This is a genomic window from Chromobacterium sp. S0633 (assembly GCF_024158805.1).
GTDB lineage: Bacteria > Pseudomonadota > Gammaproteobacteria > Burkholderiales > Chromobacteriaceae > Chromobacterium.
The window spans coordinates 1-19095 of record NZ_JAMZGH010000066.1 but is presented as its reverse complement, the minus strand read 5'-3'; the positions used below and the strand labels follow the sequence as shown (position 1 = coordinate 19095).

General features: G+C 67.8%; 17 protein-coding genes. 6 read left to right on the top strand and 11 right to left on the bottom strand.

All coding sequences use genetic code 11. The features are described from left to right. Together NK214_RS23375 and NK214_RS23370 are read left to right on the top strand one after the other, a co-directional pair. On the top strand, positions 1 to 1005 hold a 1005-nt coding region (locus NK214_RS23375; protein WP_253315645.1), incomplete at its 5' end, for a hypothetical protein. After that, complete coding sequence (locus NK214_RS23370; protein ID WP_107799926.1) at positions 1002 to 1406, top strand: hemerythrin domain-containing protein; 405 nt, start codon at positions 1002 to 1004, stop codon at positions 1404 to 1406. The genes NK214_RS23375 and NK214_RS23370, both read left to right, overlap by 4 nt. A gap of 141 nt (positions 1407 to 1547) precedes the next feature. Here the strand turns inward: NK214_RS23370 and NK214_RS23365 are convergent, their stop codons facing one another. Beyond that, positions 1548 to 2420 carry a LysR substrate-binding domain-containing protein gene (locus NK214_RS23365; RefSeq protein ID WP_253315644.1) on the bottom strand — a complete coding sequence of 291 codons (873 nt, stop codon included), beginning with the start codon at positions 2418 to 2420 and terminating at the stop codon, positions 1548 to 1550. A gap of 100 nt (positions 2421 to 2520) precedes the next feature. Here NK214_RS23365 and NK214_RS23360 point away from each other — a divergent pair, with 100 nt between their 5' ends. Beyond that, on the top strand, positions 2521 to 3126 hold the full coding sequence (locus NK214_RS23360) for a LysE family transporter (RefSeq protein ID WP_227107379.1): 606 nt from the start codon (positions 2521 to 2523) through the stop codon (positions 3124 to 3126). An 80-nt stretch (positions 3127 to 3206) separates the two neighbouring features. Further along, positions 3207 to 3959, top strand: coding sequence for an ABC transporter substrate-binding protein (locus NK214_RS23355; protein WP_253315643.1), 753 nt, complete (start codon positions 3207 to 3209; stop codon positions 3957 to 3959). 238 nt (positions 3960 to 4197) lie between these two features. Here the strand turns inward: NK214_RS23355 and NK214_RS23350 are convergent, their stop codons facing one another. Further along, positions 4198 to 4620: a MarR family winged helix-turn-helix transcriptional regulator gene (locus tag NK214_RS23350; protein ID WP_107799930.1), complete on the bottom strand. Its 423-nt coding sequence runs from the start codon at positions 4618 to 4620 to the stop codon at positions 4198 to 4200. Between the two features lie 82 nt (positions 4621 to 4702). Here NK214_RS23350 and NK214_RS23345 point away from each other — a divergent pair, with 82 nt between their 5' ends. Then, positions 4703 to 5278, top strand: a complete 576-nt coding sequence (locus NK214_RS23345; protein WP_158274302.1) for a YIP1 family protein — start codon at positions 4703 to 4705, stop codon at positions 5276 to 5278. A gap of 1 nt (position 5279) precedes the next feature. Here NK214_RS23345 and pgaD read toward each other — a convergent pair whose 3' ends face one another. From pgaD to pgaA, 4 genes are all read right to left on the bottom strand, one after another. After that, positions 5280 to 5753, bottom strand: coding sequence for a poly-beta-1,6-N-acetyl-D-glucosamine biosynthesis protein PgaD (pgaD, locus tag NK214_RS23340; RefSeq protein ID WP_107799932.1), 474 nt, complete (start codon positions 5751 to 5753; stop codon positions 5280 to 5282). Continuing rightward, positions 5750 to 6997 (bottom strand): poly-beta-1,6-N-acetyl-D-glucosamine synthase, encoded by a 1248-nt coding sequence (gene pgaC, locus NK214_RS23335; protein WP_227107376.1) that lies wholly within the window; start codon positions 6995 to 6997, stop codon positions 5750 to 5752. Before pgaC ends, pgaD begins: the two co-directional genes overlap by 4 nt. A 67-nt stretch (positions 6998 to 7064) precedes the next feature. Continuing rightward, the gene (gene pgaB / locus NK214_RS23330) at positions 7065 to 9023 is read right to left on the bottom strand and encodes a poly-beta-1,6-N-acetyl-D-glucosamine N-deacetylase PgaB (RefSeq protein WP_227107375.1); all 1959 of its coding nucleotides are present in this window, start codon (positions 9021 to 9023) and stop codon (positions 7065 to 7067) included. Then, positions 9023 to 11446 (bottom strand): poly-beta-1,6 N-acetyl-D-glucosamine export porin PgaA, encoded by a 2424-nt coding sequence (gene pgaA / locus NK214_RS23325; protein WP_253315642.1) that lies wholly within the window; start codon positions 11444 to 11446, stop codon positions 9023 to 9025. The genes pgaB and pgaA overlap by 1 nt, the downstream gene beginning before the upstream one ends. Before the next feature lie 297 nt (positions 11447 to 11743). Between pgaA and NK214_RS23320 the strand changes: the two genes are divergently transcribed. Then, positions 11744 to 12223, top strand: coding sequence for a VOC family protein (locus tag NK214_RS23320; protein WP_227107373.1), 480 nt, complete (start codon positions 11744 to 11746; stop codon positions 12221 to 12223). A gap of 10 nt (positions 12224 to 12233) precedes the next feature. Here the strand turns inward: NK214_RS23320 and NK214_RS23315 are convergent, their stop codons facing one another. The 5 genes from NK214_RS23315 to NK214_RS23295 all read right to left on the bottom strand — a co-directional run. Next, entirely contained in the window at positions 12234 to 12797 is a 564-nt protein-coding gene (locus tag NK214_RS23315; RefSeq protein ID WP_107799936.1) for a MarR family winged helix-turn-helix transcriptional regulator, read from the bottom strand. A gap of 136 nt (positions 12798 to 12933) precedes the next feature. Continuing rightward, on the bottom strand, positions 12934 to 13782 hold the full coding sequence (locus NK214_RS23310; protein ID WP_253315641.1) for a 5'-nucleotidase, lipoprotein e(P4) family: 849 nt from the start codon (positions 13780 to 13782) through the stop codon (positions 12934 to 12936). Positions 13783 to 13952: 170 nt separating this feature from the next. After that, positions 13953 to 16208, bottom strand: a complete 2256-nt coding sequence (locus NK214_RS23305) for a TonB-dependent receptor domain-containing protein (RefSeq protein WP_253315640.1) — start codon at positions 16206 to 16208, stop codon at positions 13953 to 13955. A gap of 159 nt (positions 16209 to 16367) precedes the next feature. Further along, positions 16368 to 18503, bottom strand: coding sequence for a S9 family peptidase (locus NK214_RS23300; RefSeq protein ID WP_253315639.1), 2136 nt, complete (start codon positions 18501 to 18503; stop codon positions 16368 to 16370). Positions 18504 to 18589: 86 nt separating this feature from the next. Continuing rightward, a partial coding sequence (locus tag NK214_RS23295; protein ID WP_253315638.1) for an energy transducer TonB occupies positions 18590 to 19095 on the bottom strand: 506 nt, incomplete at its 5' end.

Genomic DNA, 19095 nt, shown 5'->3' with positions numbered 1-19095 from the left:
GTGCCGGCCGCCGCCGCGGCGCTGGCCGGCTGGCACGGCGCGCTGATGATAGGCGCCTTCTTCGGCGGCGTGATCAGCCTGGAGCGGGCGGTGGCCTTGAACCGCGGCTGGGCCTTGCTGGCGCCGGCGGCCGCGGGCTTGTCCGGTCTGTGCCTGATCGCCGGCCTGCCGCCGCCGGCGGCGCAGTGGCTGCAAACGCTGGCCGCCGCCGTCTTGCTGGCCGGCAGCGTCCAGGTGCTGCGGCGTCAGGCCGCCGCCTTCACCCTGACCCTGGCCGCCGCCGCGCTGTGCTGGCTGATCGGCGCGCTGGCCTGGCAGCTGGGCGGCGATCTGCAGACGGCCGTGCCCTGGTGGCTGGCCTTCCTGATCCTGACCATTGCCGGCGAACGGCTGGAACTGACCCGCTTGCTGCCGCTGTCTTCCGCGGCCCGGCGCGGCTTCGCGCTGGCGGCGCTGACGCTGGGCGGCGGCGCGGTCCTGTCGCTGTGGCGGCCGGACGCAGGTCTGCGGCTGTACGCGGCGGCCTTGCTGGCGCTGGCCGTCTGGCTGCTGCGCCACGACATCGCCCGGCGCAATGCGCGCCAGCGCGGGCTGACCCGCTATATCGCCGTCGCCCTGCTCTGCGGCTACGGCTGGCTGGCCGTCGCCGGCGCATTGGGCCTGGCCGGCGCGCTGCTGCCCGGCCATCCCTGGCGCGACGCGGCCTTGCACGCGGTGGGCCTGGGCTTTGTGTTTTCCATGGTGTTCGGCCACGCGCCCATCATCATTCCGGCGCTGACGCGGCTGAAACTGCCTTACCGCCCGCTGTTCTACGCGCCCTTGGCGGCCCTGCATCTGTCCTTGCTGCTGCGGCTGTACGGCATGCTGGACGGCGCTTTCGCCTGGCGGCGCGCGGCCGGCCTGCTCAATGCGCTGACCCTGCTGTTTTTCATCATCCTGCTGCTGAGCAGCCTGCGGCGCGGCCGCGCGCCGGCGAAGCCAGGCCAGAAAGAAGCCACCTCATGAAGCGACACCCCGCGCTGCTGGAATTGTCCCGCGAACACCACCACGCCTTGAAAATGGCGCGCCAGGCCCGGCTGGCCGTCGAATCCGGCGATCCGGAGCGGCAAACCCAGCTGGCCGCCGCGCTGCGCGCCTGGAGCGCGGAGGCGCTGGAGCCGCATTTCGCGGAAGAAGAAGCGACGCTGCTGCCGCAACTGGCGCAGACGGAACACGCGGCGCTGGCCGCCCGGGCCTTGGATGAACACCGCCGGCTGCGCGCGCTGATCGCGGAATTGGCCGCGCCGCAAGCGACGACGCTGGCGCGCTTCGCCGAACTGCTGCAAGACCATGTGCGCTTCGAAGAGCGCGAGCTGTTCGAACGCTTTCAGGCGGGTCTCCCGGCCGGCGATCCGCTCAGCTCTTAGAACCGGTTTACGATCTGCTGCGCGTCGTGGAGCGTGACACGGTGAGCCCCCTTTCGAAATGCTCATGTGCCACGCGTACATTCCGCTTTCTCCGCCGCAACGCCTTGTCTCGCCTGAGCTCACGAGAGCGTAAACACGTTCTTAAGTCAGATTCCGCGCCATCTGCCGGCGCAACCAATCCAGCACCGCCCGCCGGCGCGGGTCGCCGTCGAAGGGCCGCGACGACAGCAGCACATAGTTGGAGCCGTCCTCGCGAAAACCGGCCGGCGCCGTCAATTGCCCCAGCGCCAGCGCGTCCGCCGCCATATAGAGCGAGGCGATGGCCAGCCCCAAACCGGCCTCGGCCGCCTGCAGGCTGAGGTAAAAATGCTCGAAGCGCCCGGCCTCTCCCGCGGCTTCCACGCCCTTCGCCGCCAGCCAGCGGCTCCACGCTTCCGGCCGGCTGTCCGCATGCAGCAGGGGCAAGGCGCGCCAGTCTCCGCCCGCGGCCTGCAGCCGCGCCGGCGCGCACACCGGCCCCATCCGTTCCCGCGCCACTTCGGCCACGTGGTCGCCCAGGTTCCAGCCGCTGTCGTCGCGGCGCAGCGCCAGGTCGATTCTCTGTGAGGAAAAATCGACTTTCCCGCCGGCGGCGGACAGCAGCAGCTCGATGTCGGGATGTTCGGCCTGGAAGGCCGGCAAGCGCGGAATCAGCCAGCGCATCGCGATGGTGGGTTCGCAGGACAGCCGCAAGGGCGCATCCGCCTGCCTTTGCGCGCGGGCCGCGCCCTGCTCCAGCACGCGCAGCGCCTCGGCGCAGCTTTGGCGGAAGCTCTCGCCGGCCGCGGTCAGAAACACCGCCCGGTTGCGCCGCTCGAATAGGGCCACGCCCAGCCCTTCCTCCAATTGCTTGACTTGGCGGCTGACCGCGCCGTGGGTCACGCACAGCTCGGCGGCAGCTTTGACGAAGCTGCCGTGGCGGGCGGCGGCTTCAAAGGCGCGAACGGCGGTCAAGGCCGGAATGCGATAGCTCATCTGTGATTTTTCCTCACGCAATGCAAGGACAATAAATCGATTTTCACCGCGCGCCAAGCCCGCGACAATCGCCGCGTCTCCCTTTGAAAGCCTTGTCGCGATGAACGAACTCCTGACCGTAGCCCTGCTGACCCTGCTCGCCGTGATCAGCCCCGGCGCCGACTTCGCCGTCATCACCCGCAACAGCCTGCAATACGGACGCGGCCACGGGCTGCTGGGCGCTTTCGGCATCGCTTTGGGCGTGCAATTCCACGTGCTGTGCGCGCTGCTGGGCGTCAGTCTGCTGCTCAGCCGCACGCCCTGGCTGCTGGCCGGCTTCAAGCTGCTGGGCGCCGCCTATCTGCTCTACATCGGCTACCGCACCTTCGTCCAGCCGCCACTGAGCGCCGGCCCCGCGGATAGGGGCGGCCGGCAGAGCGCCTGGGCCGCGCTGCGCGCCGGCCTGCTGTGCAATGCGCTCAACCCCAAGACTTCGCTGTTCGTGCTCAGCCTGTTCAGCCAGGCGGTCAACGCGGACACGCCGCTGTCGCTGCGCGCGGGCTACGGCCTGTTCATCTCCGCCGCCCATCTGGCCTGGTTCGCGCTGGTGGCCTTGCTGTTCACCCAGCCGCGGCTGCACGCCGGCATGTTGCGCCGTCAGCGCGGCTTGAACCGCGTCATAGGCTGCGCCTTGATCGGCCTGGGCGCCGCGCTGGCGCTGCGCTGAAACCGCCCATTTGTCATCAAACCGGCCCTTTTGTCTGGCAAACTGCCATGCTGTGAACCATCACGCATAACGGACAAGAAATGGTCATATCGGGGATTCTCATCCGCCCGCTGCTGGCGGCGCTCGGCGCATGCTGGGCGCTGACGGCGGCGGCGGCCGACATCAAGGCCTATACCGAGGACCTGCCGCCGCTCAGCTATGTGGAAAACGGCAAGGTCAAGGGCTATGCCGCCGAGGTTTTGCGCCTGGTCGCGGAGGAAGCCGGGCTTAGCCTGGCAATCGAGGTGCAGCCCTGGCTGCGCGCTTACGCCACGGTGCGAAAAACGCCGGACGCGCTGTTGTTCGCCATGGTGCGCACGCCGGAGCGGGAAGCCCAATTCCAGTGGGTGGGGCCGATAGGCCCGCGCCGCGTCTTCCTGTACCGGCTGTCCGCCCGCCGCGACATCCGTCTGAGCAACGCGGCGGACGCGCGGCGCTATCGCGTGGGAGCGCTGGCCGGCTCCGCCGCCTTCAACCGGCTGGCGGCGCTGGACCCGCGGCGTGAAGGGCTGGACGCCGGCCAGGACGACGCGGCCAATCTGAACAAGCTGCTGCTGGATCGCGTCGATCTGGTGGCGATGCTGGACTGGGCGATGCGCTGGCATCTGGACAAACTGAAGCTGCCGCCGCGCACGGCGGCGCCGGCCTATTTGCTGGACGGCGGCGGCCAATACTGGTTCGCTCTCAACCCGGCCGCGCCGCCGCAGCGCGCCCGGCGTTTGCAGCAGGCCTTGAACCGCCTCGCCGCCGACGGCCGGCTGCGGCTGCTGCGCCGGCGCTATCTGGGCGATTGAGAGCCGCGAACAAAACCTCGCAGAGACGCGCCGACGCAGAAAACGAAGTTTCTGCGAAGCTACAGTACCCGTACAACGCAGGATCAGGGGCTTTTGTTAGCGGGTCTAAGAACCTGTTTACGATCTTGCGAGCTAAGGCGAGACAAGGCGAAAAAGCGGAGTGTACATACGGTACATGAGCATTTTGAGTTTGTTTTTAACGCGGTATCGCCGACGCGCAGCAGATCGTAAACAGGTTCTAAGCCGGGTCGAAGCCCGGCGGCGCCAGCTTGTCGCGCAGCAGACGGATTTCGTCGCGGTGCAGCGCGGCCAGCGCCTGCGCCTGATTGCGTCCGGCCTCGGTCAGGTGGATTTCCACCTGCCGCCGGTCCTCGCGGCCGGGCCGGCGCTGCACCAGGCCCAGCTCCTCGCAGCGGCTGACCAGCGCCACCACGCCGTGGTGGTGGGATTGCAGCCGCTCGGCCAGTTCGCCCACGGTGGCCCAGTCGCGGCCCGGATAGCCTTGCACGTGCAAGAGCAGTTGGTATTGCAGCGGCGTCAGGCCGTGGCCGCGGCAGGCGTCTTCGCTGAAACGCAGGAACACGCGCAGTTGATGGCGGAATTCGGACAGGCGTTCAAAATCCGCCTTGCTCAGGATGGGGGAGTCTGGAAAGGGATTCATGCTTGAATTTATATCACATCATGATACATATTGAGAGTATGTTCCGCCCGCCATGCCAGACCCGTCCTCAAGGAGCTTCGCCATGAAACTGAGCCATTATCCGAAGATGCTGTTTTCCAGCCACGGCGGCTGGGACGAGTTGCGCGGGCGCGCGCCGTCGCCGCGCCGCCTGATGTGGAAGCTGGTGCTGCCGTTCTCGCTGCTGCCCGCCCTGATGATTTGCTACGCCGGCCTGGCTCACGGCCGGCTTTACGCCCCCGACGCCGGCATGGAGCGCTGGCTGGCCGCCGCCGCGCTGTTCTTCGTCGCCGAACTGGCCACCGTGCCGCTGATGGCCTGGACGCTGCAAACGCTGGCCGCCAGCCACAAGCTGGCCGCGAGCTTCAAGGATTGCTTCTTGCTGGCGGCCGGCGCGGCGGTGCCGCTGTGGCTGTCCAGCCTGGCCTTGCTGGCGCCGGATCTCGCCTTCAATCTGCTGGGCGCGCTGCTGGGCCTGGCCGCGGCCTTCGCCCTGCTCTACCACGGCGCGCCGGCCATGCTGGGGCTGGAGGAGGAGGTGGAGTCGCAGCACTTCGCGTACAGCGCGCTGTGCGCCGGCGCGGCCGCCTGGGCGCTGTTGCTGGCCTTGGTGCTGCTGCCCTTGTTCGGCGGCTGGTGACTCAGCCGGGCGGCGGCAGCCGCGTCACGGTTTCGATGCGGGCGATGCCGCCCTCGCCGCAATGATGGACCACCGCCACCTTGGCGGCCTGGCCCTCGCGCAGCTCGTCCGGAGACACGCCCAGGTCTTCCGCCAGTTTTTCCAGGGTGACGTTGGGGATCGGGCTGCGTTTCTGCTTGCCGGCGAAGCGCCAGTAGTTGATGCGCGACCACAGCAGCAGACATAGCCCGATCAGCGCGATTTCGAAGCCGTAATCGCGCAGCCTGCCCAGGTGCTCCGGCGCGTCCTGCGCGCGCAGCGCCGCCGGCAACACGTCCCGGCCCCAGATCAGGTAGCCGACATAGGCCAGGGCCGGCAGCCACAGATAGATCCACGCCAGCCAGCACGCCAGGGTCATCAGCCAGGACAGCAGCCGCTGCAAGGCGCTCATATTGTGCGCGGCCTGGATGATCAGGCCGTCTCCCAGCCGGCTCATGCCCTCACCCCCCGGTCCGGGCTGACCCAGCGCGCGCGCTTGCCCTTTTTGCGGAACACCGCCTGCGGGAAGGCCACGATGGTGGTGCAGACGTTGAGCAGCCAGTAAACCAGCGGATACCACACCATCCAGTAGTAGTTCTTGCCCAGCTTGGCGTCGTACTGGCTGTCCATCATCTTGCTGATCATGAATTGCAGCATGCAGGTGCCGCCCAGCACCATGCCGTGCCAGCGCGGAATCAACGGCGTGCCCATCTGGGGCAGCCAGTCGCCCAACACCAGGCTCAGCAGCCAATAGACGATGATGCCGGCCATGGTGTAGGACCACACCACGCTGAGGAAGTACTCGGAATACACCGGCCACATGTGGCGGTGGCGCCAGGTGCGCAGCACCCAGGCGTTGCGCATCAGCGCCTGGGTGCCGCCCTTGGCCCAGCGCAGCCGCTGTTTCCACAGCCCGCGCAGGGTTTCCGGCATCAGAATCCACACCAGCGCGCGCGGTTCGAAGCGCACGTTCCAGTGCTTGAGCTGAAGTTTCCAGCTGATGTCGATGTCCTCGGTCAGCATGTCCTCGCTCCAGTAGCCCGCCTGGTAAACCGCGGTCTTGCGGAAGGCGGTGATCACGCCGGAGACGGTGAACAATCGGCCGTAAGTGCGCTGCGCGCGCTTGATCAGGCCGATGATGGCGGTGAATTCGCCCACCTGCAGCCGTCCCAGCAGGGTGGTGCGGTTGCGGATGCGCGGGTTGCCGGTGACCGCGCCCACGCGCGGCGAAGTCAGGAAATGGCGCATCAGCCATTTGCCCGCATACGGGTCCAGCAGCGCGTCGCCGTCTATGCACAGCAGGTATTCGTGGCGCGCCAGCGCCAGCGCGGTGTTGAGCCCCACTGCCTTGCCCTGGTTGGTGGCCTGGTGCACCACCCGCAGCCGCGGATGGGCGGCGGCCAGTTCGTCCAGGATGGCGCCGGTGGCGTCCCGGCTGCCGTCGTTGACCGCGATCACTTCGAAGTCCGGATAGTCCAGCGCCAGCGCGTAGGCCAAAGTCTCGCGCACATTGTCTTCCTCGTTGTAGCAGGGCACCACCACGCTCAGCGGCGGATAGTCCAGCGCCGGCGGCTGATTGAGCGGCGGATCTTTTCTTTCGTAGTGGAGGTAGTAATGCACCGCCCCCACCATCCACAGATAAGCCATGAACAACGGATAAAAAAAGGCATATGCCAGCAGCAGTATCAATGCCAGGTTCACAACACTTCTCCTCGCCCCTTGATGCGACGGGTCATCAATCGTCCATGCGGTCTCCCGCCGCCGGCCTTCATTCTTCCGGCCTCGCCGTCAGCGAAAACACTCGCTTGAACGTCTTCAGCCTGGGCTGGTCCTGGAACAGGTCGTCCGGGTAGTAGGCGATGTGCCGCGCGCCCAGGGTGTTGAGTTCGCGCACCGTGGCCGCCAGTTCCGCGGTGGGAATCGGCTTGCGGCTGCGCCAATCGACGGCCTGCAGTTCGAACACGGTTTTTTCCAGCGCGCCGGGTTTGGCCGCCACTTTGTCGAACAGCCGCCGCAGCCAGGCCTTGGGCTGGGCCGCGTTTTCCATATAGGGCATCGCCATCACCGCCACCCGGTCGTAGCGGCTCAGCGCGCTGTCGAAGGACTGGGCGAACCAGGTTTCCGACTCCGGATTGAGCACCACCTCGGCGTAGAGATTGCGCGCGGTGCGCAAATCCGGCTGGTATTGGCGCACCACGGCCGCCAGCTCCATGCTGAAATCGTCCAGCAAGGCGGTTTTGTCGCGCGTCCAGCGCGCCATCTGCTCCGGGTCCGCGCGCACGTCGGCCACGCTGGCGGCCAGGCCCCGCCCTTGCCGCGCCTGCCGCGCCGCCGGGCCGGCGTCTTCGAAGTCGGACAGGGTGGCGTCGTCGTGGAACAGCAGGCCGCTGAAACGCGAGCTGCGCGCCAGGTCTTCGTAAATCTCGCGGATCAGTTGGCGCACCGGCGGCGAATACGGGGTCAGCCGCGCATAGCCCTGCACCTTGGCCTGAGCGCCGCCGCCCTGCTCCGCCAGCACCCGCTCGCCGGCCAGCGGATGGCCGGCCGGCAGCGCGAAGCCCAATAAGGGCATCCAGGCGTAAACCCTGACATTGGCCCGGGTCTGCAATTGCCAGGCGGCGCGGTTGAACAGGTCCGCGCGCATCGGCAGGTGGCGGTTGGGGAAATACAGCGCTTGCGCCACGCCGTCGCCGTCGGGATCGGCGAAGGCCTGCAGGTAAACGGTGCTCGCGCCCATGGCCTTGACCCGGTCCAGCAGCCGGCCCAGGTTTTCGTCCTGGCGTTTGGGATCGGGATCGTAGATGTAGTCCAGGTCCACGTGCATGATGCGGCTGGGTTCCGGCCGGACGCCGTCCGGCCAGCCGTTGAGCTGCTTGAATTGATAAGCCAGATCGCCCAGATCCATATTGGCGTCCAGCAACACCCGGCGCAGCGAGGACAGCGGGGTGTCGCGGACGTTGATGCCCGCGCCCAGCCCCATGGTCACCGGCATGCCCTCCTGCGCCGCCACCCCCGCCGCTTGCGGCGAGTAGCTGCCGTAGGGCCATACCATCGCCCTGGGCGCCACGCCCAGCCGCGCCTTGAGCAGCGCGCTGTTGCGGCGCAAATCGTCGCGGATGCGCGCCAGATAGGCCGATTCGCTTTCATAGCCGCCGGCGCGGAAAGCGCGGGCGGTCAGCGCCGGTTCCAGATTGCCCTGGGGATTGGCCAATACGCCCAGATGCGAGGCGTAGCTGTGGCTGGCCACTTCCACCAGGCCGCTGGCCCGCATTTCGCGGATCTGCGCCCAGCTCAGGAATTTGCTCCGCCCCGCCACGCCGTCGCCGTAGCTGACCTGGCTGCCCTCGGGCGCTTCCAGCCAGCTGCCCACCAGCGCGATCACGGCCGGCGCCCGGAACAGCTTCAGCACCGGATAGACATTGGTGTACACGCTGCGGTAGCCGTCGTCGAAAGTCAGCAGCACCGCCTTGTCCGGCAAAGGCTTGCCGCCGGCGCGGTCGTCCAGCACCTGTTGCAGGCTGACGAAGCTGTAGCCCTGGCCGCGCATCCACTCCATTTGCTTCACCAGCGCGCGGGCGTCCACCGCGAACGGGTCCGAGGCGCCGCTGTCGGTCTTGTCCACCTCGTGGTAGCACAGAATCACCAAGCGCCCGGCCGCCGCTTGCGCCCAGCCGGTCCACAACAGGCAGGCCGTCGTCAGGGCCGCCAGCCATTGTTTCATTTTCATCAGAAGCGCCAATCCAGATTGAGATAAACCTTGTTGCCGGTTTCCGCCTTGCCGTCATAGGGGTGGCGCACCCGGGTGAAGCCGTAACGCAGGCTGCCGCGGCTGCCCCAGCGCCACTCCTGTTCCAACAGCAGCCCCCACACGCCGCCGGCGCCGAAGTCGCGCTGGGTGTAAGTGCCCAGCGTCAGCCCCAGGCGCTGATGCCAGGTGGTTTCGTATTCGCCCCACAGCTTCCATTCCTGCATCGCCGTCACCGAGGCCTCGCCGTCGGCGCGCGGATTGAAATAGCGGGCGGACGTCACCGCGTCGTTGGCGCTGGCCGCCAGCGTCAAAATGGTGTTGAGTTTGTAGCGCGGTCCACTGACCCAGCGCTGGTCCCAGTTGGCGGACACCGCGCGGCGCAGATTGCCGTCGGACAAGGACAGGGCCTCGGCTTGCAAGGCGTAGCTGCGGTAGTCGTCGGCGCGGTACTGCAGGCTCAGTTGGGTCCGGTTGCCGCGCACATCGTCCAGGCGGCCTTTCAACGGCGCTTCGGCGCTGTTCAATTCAAAGCGCGCGCCCAGCGTCCAATAGTCGTCCGGCGTCCAGTCGTAGCCGGCGAAAGCGCCGCCGCGCCGTCCGCCGTCGATCTGGCCGGTCAGGCCGAATTCGCCTCGCCCCTGCTCGCCCCGCCATTCCGCGCCCATGCCCAGCGCCTCGTAACGGGCCGACGCCGTCTCGTTCACATAACTGGCGCGTTGCAGCTGATGCAGGCCGAACAAGCGCCAGTGGCCGAACGGCGACGAATACAGCCGCGCCGAGCTCTCCCAGGCGTTCTGCTCGCCCGCGCCCTGGCCGCCACTCAAATCCTTCTTCCCTTCCAGCACCAGCTCCGGCCGCCGTTCCAGCCGGGCGCGCTCCCGCAACTGGCGCACGCCGGCGTTGTCCACGTCCAGTTCGTTCAGCCGTTGCAACTGACGGTCCGCCTCGTCCAGCTCCTGCAAGTCCAGCGCCGCGCCGGCCAAGCCGGTCGCCGCCGCTTCCGGCTGGTCCGGTTCGTCCACGCCCAGCCGGGTGAACACGCCGCGCGCCCGCCGCGGCCAGCCGCGCATCAGGGCCAGGCTGCCCTGGTTCTGCCGCAGCTCCGGATTGAACGACGCCTCGTCCAGTAGGGCTTCCATCCGCTCCCAGCCGCCGCGGGTGTCCTCTTGATAGGCGGTGACCATCGCGTCCAGCAAGGCCACGCGCTGAAACGCCGGATTGAACACGCGTCGGCCGCTGGCGCGCTCGGTCTTCTGCCGGGGCGTGGCGGCTTGCAAGGCGGCCAGTTCCCGGCGGCAGGCCGCGTGCTGGCCGGACTCCAGCAGGGCGTAGACCAGGCCGATGCGCCAATCCAAGGCCTCGTCCGCCTGCGGCGCGTCGCGCAGCGCCGAGCGGTACAGTTCCTCGGCGCGCAGCGGCTGGCGCTGGTTGAGATAGGCGTCGGCCAAGGCCGCGCGGGCGTACGGCGACCACGCCTGGCCGGCGCTCTGCCGGTCCAGGGCGACGGCCTGCGCCGACAGGCCGCGCTGCTGCAGCATTTGCACGCGGTCGTCCGCCGCCAGCGCGGCGAACGGCGGCCGCGCGGCTTCCGGCCGCGCCGCGATGTCCTGGTTGAGCTTCAGCGCCGCGTCGGTTTGCGTGTGCCGGCCCGGCCCGCTGTCCTGGCTTTCCTGAATGCGTCCCCAACGGCTCAAGGTCGCCGCGCGGTCGAAATCGATCTGCAAAGCCAGCCGGGGATCCGCGACAGACGCCTGGTCCGCCTGCCATGGCGCGCCCAGGCGCAACAGGCAGCCCAGATAGCTGCGTTCCAGTTCCGGGTCTCCGGGAAAGCGCGTCCGCGCGCGGATCAGATAATCCAGCGCCTGGGTCAGGTCCCCGCTTTGCAGCAAGACGTAAGCGCGCGCGCGGCTCAGCTCCAGTTCGTCGGCCGGCGCGCCGGGCGGCGCGGCGTCCAGCGTGGCCAGCGCGGCGGCGGCCTGTCCGGCTTCGGCCTGGGCCATGGCCAGGCCGGCGCGATAGCCGGCCGCGGGCTGACGCGCCAGCAACACGCGGTACAGCCGCGTCGCTTCCGCCGCGTCGCGCTGATCGCGCGCCGCTCGCGCCAAGTGCGCCAGGGTGTCCGCCGACATCTCGGCCTCATGTCCGGGCAGCAGCCGCAGGGCCTCCGTGCCGCGTCCGCTCCAGCACAGCAGGGTCAGATAATCGTCCAGCAAGGGCGCGGGCAACGGTCCGCGCGCGCGCTCCCGCTCCAATAGCGCCAGCGCCGGCGCGGTCTGCCCCGCCCGGGCCTGGACGATGGCCGCCGCGTACTCCGGCTGTTTCCAGACCGGCGTTTCCGCTCCCGCCGCGCCGCCGGCCAACAACAAACCAGCCGCCAGGCTGGTGAATAGATTTCGCGTCATGCTTGGCCCGTCAAGGTCTATCTCAACATCAAGTTACAAGTCATTAAACAGATATTAGATTCCATCCAATTAGATAGCAAATTTTTTTTCTATTTAAATTTGTTATTTAAAATAATCCGCATGAAAAACTACCCGCATTGCATGAAGGCAATATAGCCGTTGGCGCGCGGCTTGCTGGCTTGGCTGAGGTTTCCGTCTGTCCCGCTTAAAATACGCTTGACGTATAGTACGTATAACGTACTATATGGCGACAGGCGGCCGCCTCTATCGTCACCCTCCACTTAAGGAAGCACACTAATGGCTATCGAAGTATTGGAATTGCACCATCATGGCTTGCGCATGCCTCTGAGCCTGGTTGAGGCCATGGGCGCGTTTTACCGCGACGTCCTGGGCCTAGACGCCGACGCCGGCCGCTGGCACATCCCCGGGGTGCCCGGGTTTTTCCTGGATCTGGGCAACGACTGCCAGATCCATCTGCTGGGCAACGACGGCGTGTCGCCGTACGCTCAGGGCGCGGATCAGGATCCGGTGGACAATCATGTGGCGCTGGCGGTGCGGGACATCGCCCAGGCGGAGGCGGAATTGCTGCGGCAAGGCATCGCCCACTGGCGGCAGGCCAACGTCGCCGCGCCGGAATTGACGCAGTTGTTCCTGCGCGATCCGGCCGGCCACCTGATAGAGCTGCACCAGATCGGCCATTGCCGCTGCAAGGCCAGCGACCGCGCCCGCGCGGACGCCTTGGCGGCGGCCGGCGCTCAGCCCAGCGCGCCGCGCTGAGAAAGCGGCCTCAGTCCGCTTTCAGCCGGCACCACACTTTGGCGAGCAAAGGCCAAAGCGCCGCGCATTCGCTCTCGTCCAGCGCCTCGGTCAGGCGCTGGCAGGCGCGCCAGAAGCCCGGCAGCGCCTGTCTCAGCAGTTCCCGGCCAGCCTCGGTCAGGCTCAGCCCCAGGCTGCGGCGGTCTTCGTCGCGCAGTTGCCGTTGCAGCAGGCCGCGCCGTTCCAGCCAGTCCAGCTGGCCGGTGACGGTGGAGCGGGTCACGCCCAGATAATCGGCGATCGCCGACGGGGTCAGCGGCCCGTTCCGCCACCAGCCCTGCTCTTGCAGCGAAAACAGCATCAATACGTTCAGCTTGCTCTCGGTCACGTCCAAGGCCTGCAAATCCGCGTTCACCGCGCCCAGCACGTCGTCGCTCAGCCACAGCAGCAGCAGGCCGAGCCCGGCGCGGGTCCGGCTCACCTCCTCGCCGGCGCTGTGCGCCAGCAATTGCAAATGAGGGGCGATGGCCGGCTCCAGTTCGCGCGCGGCGGAAGAATCGGACGGGGAAAGAGGGGCGGTGGCGTCGGCGGACATGGCTTCAAGACATTGAGGAGGAATCAAACCCGCGGCGGGCCTTGCCGGCCGCGGAAGCGAGGGCAGCGCGCGGCGCTCCCGCGGCTATCATAGTGGCCGGCCCGGCGCGACGCAAACGCCCGCCGGGCCCGGCCGCTCAGGGCGCCGGCTTCCAGGCGGACTTGCTGGCCGCCTTCTTGAAAATCTCGCGGTTGCGGTCCGAGGCCGGCGGCTCGGAGTCGCCGAAGATCGCCCGCATCCAGTGGCCGTCGGTGGGATTGGGCATCAGGATGAATTTGCGGCCGAACAGCTCGCGGTCCTCCTCCATCAAGCGCGCGCGCTCGTCCACATCCTTCACATAGTATTTGCGCTGAAAATCATTGAGATTGTCGCCCAACATCGCCACCACATGGTATTGGGCGGCGATCTCCTTCTGCCGCGGCTCCTTGTTGGAGCTGTCGCGCAGAATGGTCACGTGCTTTTCGTCGACGAAGGGAAAACCGGCGGCCCGCAGATTGCCCAGCGCGTATTCATAGGTCTTGTCGCCCTGATCGCGGCTGCTGACGTAGAACACTTCCACGCCCTGGGATTGGGCGTAGTTGAAGAAGTCCAGCGCGCCGGGCGTGGCGGTCAGCTTGTTTTCCGGAATCCATTTGTCCCAGATCGTGTCGTCGAAGAAATCCCGGTCCTGCTGGATCAGATAGCCCCAGTAATTGACGGCGTTGAGCACGGTGTCGTCGATGTCGGTGATCACCGCCAGCGGTTTGTCGCCGGGCTTGCGCGCCGCCAGCGCCTGATCCAGCCGCATCCGCGCCAGATTGAAAGCCTGATGGTAGAGCGCGCGGTATTCCGCCGCGGTCTGCTTCCAGGCCGCGGCGGCGATCAGCAGATTATTGCCGCCGTTGCCGGACGGGCCGTTGCGATTGTCGGCCTCAGCGGCCTGCGCGCCGTGTCCTACGCTGAGCGCGCACAAGGCGGCGATGGCCGCGCGGCTGAGCTTGTTCATGGAGATCTCCTTTGTCGTTTGGTCTTGTCCAGGTTCCGGTCATGCCGGAACCTGGACAATCTACCCTGAGACGACCTGGCTTTGAACCTGTTTATGATCTCGCGAGCTCAGGCGAGACAAGGCGTTTTCAACGCCGTATCGCCGACGCGCAGCAAATCGTACGCAGCTTCTTAAAAGCGCAGTTCGGTGGCCAGCATATAACTGCGGCCGCGCGCCGTGCTGTTGGGCGAGATGTCGGGCGACTGCGACGGAAGCGAATTCAAGGTGTTCAGCGGCTCGGAGTAGCTGCGGTTGGCCAGGTTGCGCACGCCGGCGCGGATCAGCCATTGCTTGTTGACGCGATAGCTGGCGTAGAGGTCGATGATGACCGGATTGGCCTTCTGCTCCTCCTTGAGATAGGCGCTGGTACTGTCGTCCTGCAACTGGTCCGGCGACAGCCGGCGGTTGGCGCCGTCGCGCTTGAACAGCGCACCCACTTCCAGCTTGCGCTCCAGCCAGCGGCTGCCCAGATCCAGCGTGTAGTACTCGTCCGGCAGCTCGCTGACATTGCCGACGGAGAACATGCCGCTGGCGAAGGAGGTCGGCTGACTGGTGTGCTCGCGGCTGTAAGACAGCCGCGCGTAGACGAAGCCGGCGTCGTAGTCCGCCTCCAGCTCGAAACCGCGGGTGCGCACCGGGGTCAGCGAATTGGTGTAGATGGTCATGCCGTCGTTGTAGTCGTCGGAGCTATTGGACCAAAACTCGTCCAGCGTGCACTTGCGTCCGCCCTTGCACACATTGAAGGCCTGGCTGGAGATGTAGTCGGCGATGCGGCTACGGTAGAACAGCGCCTTGGTGCGCAGGGTGTCGCGCTCGCTCAGCAGGCCGTGGAACATCGACGTCACGCCCAATTGGTAGGTTTCGGCGCGTTCGCTTTTCAGGAAGGGGTTCATCGACTGGCCGCCGGAATTGGCGAAGAAGACCTCTTGCGGATTCGGCCCGCGCATGGTGCGCGCATAGCTGGCGAAGGGCTGGAACCAGGGTTTGATCTCGGCGGACAGCAAGAGCGAGGGGTTGAACGCGCTTTCTTCCAGCTTGATGTCGGCCGCGCCTTGCGGGAAGCATTCCACGCGCGGATCGCAAGCCGGCTTATGGCCGCTGAGCGCGAAGCGGCTGTAGTTGAGATCCGCCTGCAGCGTGTAAATGCCGCGGCGGAACTCCAGGCCGGTGAACAGGCTGCGGATTTCCTGGCGGCCGGCCGGCGCGAATATATTGTTTTCTATCGCCTGCTGGTTGGCGTCCGGGTTGTCGTCGGTGCTTTGCACCATGCTGTTCACATTGCGGGTGAAGCGGTTGCGCATCCACTTGCCGCCGACGCTCAGCGTGGCGTCGCCGCCGGCCAGGCTGAAACGGCTGCTGTTGCGCGCTTCCAGCGCGTCGCCGATGTTGTCCGTGCTGCTGTTGTAGAAGCTGAACAGGGAACCGCGCTGATAGGCCTGGCGGCCGCGGCCGTGGCTGGCCAGCACGGAAAAGTCCAGCCATTCCGAATGCGGGGTGTAGTTGTACTTCAGGTAGAAGTCGTCGCTCTGGATGTCGCGGCGCACGAAGTTGTTGCGATAGCGCCGCGCGGACAGTTCCGCCTCGTGGACATCGCCCACGCGCAGATTGGCCTTGAACATCTGCGACTGCGGGTTCTGGGTGAAGTGCTCGTCGTAGCCGAAGCCGAAGGCCTCGCTGTCCACGCCCTGCGCGTTGCGATAATTGCCGCCTATCGAGCTGCTGCTGATCGCCCCCAGCAGGCCGAAGCGCACGCCGGGCGCCAGTTCCGTCCGCGCCGCGCCGGCCGCCATGCCGCTGCGGCCCAGGCCGTTGCTGCCCACGCTGTACTTCAGGCGCGCGCCCTGCTGTTGGCCGTCGAAGATCACGTCTTCCACGCCCAGAGTGCGGAAGTTGGCGCTGCCCGCCAGCGCGTTGACGCCGCTGGCGCCGCCGCCGGTGCCGCGCGTGACGTCGACGCCGACGATGAAGTTGGGATCGATCAGCGCGCCGAAGGAACTTGACGGCGCTGCGCCGTGGCTCAAGGAGGACGGCGCCGAACCGTAATAGTTCTGGCTGACGCCGTCTATCATAGTGTTGACCCGGCCCAGGCCGCTCAGGCCGCGGATATTGACGCTGACCGCGCCCTGGCCGGGGTCGATCTGGGTATAGGTGCCGGGAATCCCGCGCAGGATGCTGTCCAGCGATTGCAGCCTGGTGTTTTCACCGCGGCTGCTGACCGCGCCGGGTTTCTCCAGCGCGCGCTGCTCGTCGCTCAGCGCGTCTCCGGACACCACCAAAGGTTTGAATTCAACATTCCCCTGCCCGGCGGCGCTTTCCGCCGCGCTGGCCGGAGCGGCTGCCACCGCCAGCGCGGCGCCGACCAGCCGGGCCATCATTTTCTTTTTCACAAGCAAACTCTCCACAGTGATCGCCGTCCGCCGCGTCAGGCGCGAAAACGGACGGCTTGGAACAGGAGAGCCGCGGGCCAGGCGGCCAGGCGGGGGACGAAATGGACATGGCGACAGGCTCCAGCCCGCCGCCGGCGCGGCCGGCGGCGGGGATCAAGATTAGCTTCCGGCTTGCGCCGCGGACGGGGACGGCGGCTCGGCGTCCACCGTCAGCAGGAAGGCGTAATCGCGCGCCGCCGCCTCCAGCCGGTTCAAGCGGCCGGACTGGCCGCGATGGCCGGCCGTCATGTCGGTGAACAGCAACAGGCGCTGGCCCGGCCATTGCCGCTCGCGCAGCTTGGCCACCCATTTGGCCGGCTCCCAGTACGGCACCTGGCCGTCGTGCAGGCCGGCGCTGACCAGCAGATGCGGGTAGCGTCGCGCGGCCACATTGTCATAAGGACTGTAAGCCTTGATCCAGCGGTAGGCCTCGGCCCGTTCCGGATTGCCCCACTCGCCGTACTCGCCCGTGGTCAGCGGCAGCGTCGGGTCCTGCATGGTGGAGAGCACGTCGACGAAGGGCACTTGCGCCACCACCGCGCGGAACAGCTCCGGCGCCTGGTTCATCGCCGCGGCCACCAGCAGGCCGCCGGCGCTGCCGCCCATCGCGTACAAGCGGCCGGGCGCGGCGTAGCCCTGGCGCAGCAGGCCGCGGCCGGCGTCCACGAAATCGTTGAAGCTGTTGATCTTGCGTTCCAGCTTGCCCTGGCGGTGCCAGTCCTCGCCCAGTTCCCCGCCGCCGCGCACGTGGACGATGGCGAACACGAAGCCTCGGTCCAGCAGGCTGAGTTGCTGGCTGCCGAAGGCGGCGTCCATGCTGGTGCCGTAAGCGCCGTAGCCATAGGCCAGCAAGGGATTGCCGCCTTTGCGGAACAAGGATTTGCGGTAGACCAAGGACACCGGCGCGCGCGCGCCGTCGCGCATCGTCAGCCAGACCCGCTCGCTGCGATAGTCCCCGGCCCGATAGCCGGCGATCGCCTTGCGCTGCAACAGACGGCTGCCGCCGCTGGCCATGTCCCATTCATAGGTGGAGGTCGGCGTGCTCATCGAGGAATAGCCGTAACGCAGGCGGCCGCTGTCCGGGTCCGGGTTGTAGGCCAGCCAGGCGCGGTAGCTCGGGTCCGGGAAAGCCAGGCTGCGCTCCTCGCCGCCCCGCCAGGCGATGCGGCGGATGCGGGTCAGCCCGTCCGCGCGCTCCTTAACCACCAGGTAGCGGCGGAACAGCTGGAAGCTGTCCAGCTCGCGCTTGGGGTCGGGCGGCAGCACCGCCTCCCAATCCGCGCCCGGCGCCGCCGCGCGGTACAGGCCGAAGCGCCCGCCCTCGTGGTTGGAACGCAGGTAGAAGCGGTCGCGGTAGTGATCCAGATAGTATTCGCGGCCCGGCCGGCGCGCGGCGAAACGCCGCGGCGGCGCGTCCGGCGCATGCGCGTCCAGCAGCCAGGTTTCCGAGCTGTCGGCGCTGCTGGCGATCAATTGCAGATAGCGGCGCGAGGCGGTATTGGACAGGTTCAGCGAGAAGGCCTCGTCGTCTTCCTGGTAAACCAGCGCGTCCCGGCTCTGCGGCTGGCCGGGGCGATGGCGGTAGAGCTGGTAGGGACGCAGGGTTTGCGGGTGCAGCTTGACGTAAAACAGGCTGCCGCCGTCTGCGCTCCACTGCAGGCTGCCGGACGCCTGCTCCAGCGTTTCCGGCAGCCAGCGGCCGCTGGACAGATCGCGCAGCGACAGCCGCGAGGCGCCGCGCGCGCCCAGGTCTTCCGCCGCCGCCAGCATGGGCCGGCCGGCGGCCACGCTCCAGGCGCCCAAGCGGTAGTAACGCTGGCCGGCGGCGCGTTCGCTCCCGTCCAGCAGCAACTGCCAGCGGCCGCCGGCGGCGGGCTGACGCTCCAGCCGCGGCTGCTGGCCGCCCGGCGCATAGCTTTCGCGATAGCGCCAGCCGCCGTCGACAAAGGGCGGCGAGCTGTCGCGCTCGCCGATGCGCGCCCGCATCTCGGCCAACAGCGTGCGGCGCAGCGGCTCGGCGGCCGCCAGCTGGGCTTCGGCGTAGCGGTTTTCCGCTTCCAGATGGGCCAGCACGTCCGGCCGGCTGCGGCTGTCGTCGCGCAGCCAGGCGTAGTCGTCGACGCGCACGTCCCCGTGCGCTTCCAACTTTTGCGGCCGGCGTTCGGCCTGCGGCGGCGCGTCCGCGGACGCGGCCGGCGCGAACGCCAGCAAGACGCCGGCCAGCGCCGCCGCGGACAGATGGGAATTCAACTTCATGCGAACCTCGATTCAGGATGCGCGCCGCCGGCGGCGACGCGAAAAACCGGATGGATAGGCGCTACAGGACGGGAGCGGAACCGGGCTTAAGACTCGTTCAGCTCGAAGCGCATCGGCAGGCTGACGCTGACCCGGCCGCCCTTGAGCAGATCCGCCGGCGGCGCCGGCAAGGGCTGGGCGCGCTGCAGCATGGCGGCGGCCTCGCGGTCCAGCGAGGCGGTGCCGGAGCCGGCCAATTGCTGGCTGGACAAAACCCGGCCGTCGGCGTCGACGACGAAGCTCATCTTGACCACCCCGTCGCGGCGGCGGCGGCTGGCGTCTTCCGGATAGCGGCGGAAACGCGCCAGATGGCTTTGCACCCGTCCCTCCCAGCTCTGCTTCAGCGCGCGCGCCACGCCCTCGCTATTGAACGGCGCGGCGGCGACCTCCCCGGCGTCGGCCCGCGGCGCGGCGCTGCTGGCGGCCGGCGCGGATTGCGAGGCCTGCTCGCTGTCCCGCGCCTCCGCCTTGTCCGCGGGCTGTTCCCGGCTTTGCCGCGCCGCCAACAGCCGCGGCGCTTCTGCCTCGGCCAGCTTGGGCAGCCGCTCCGGAC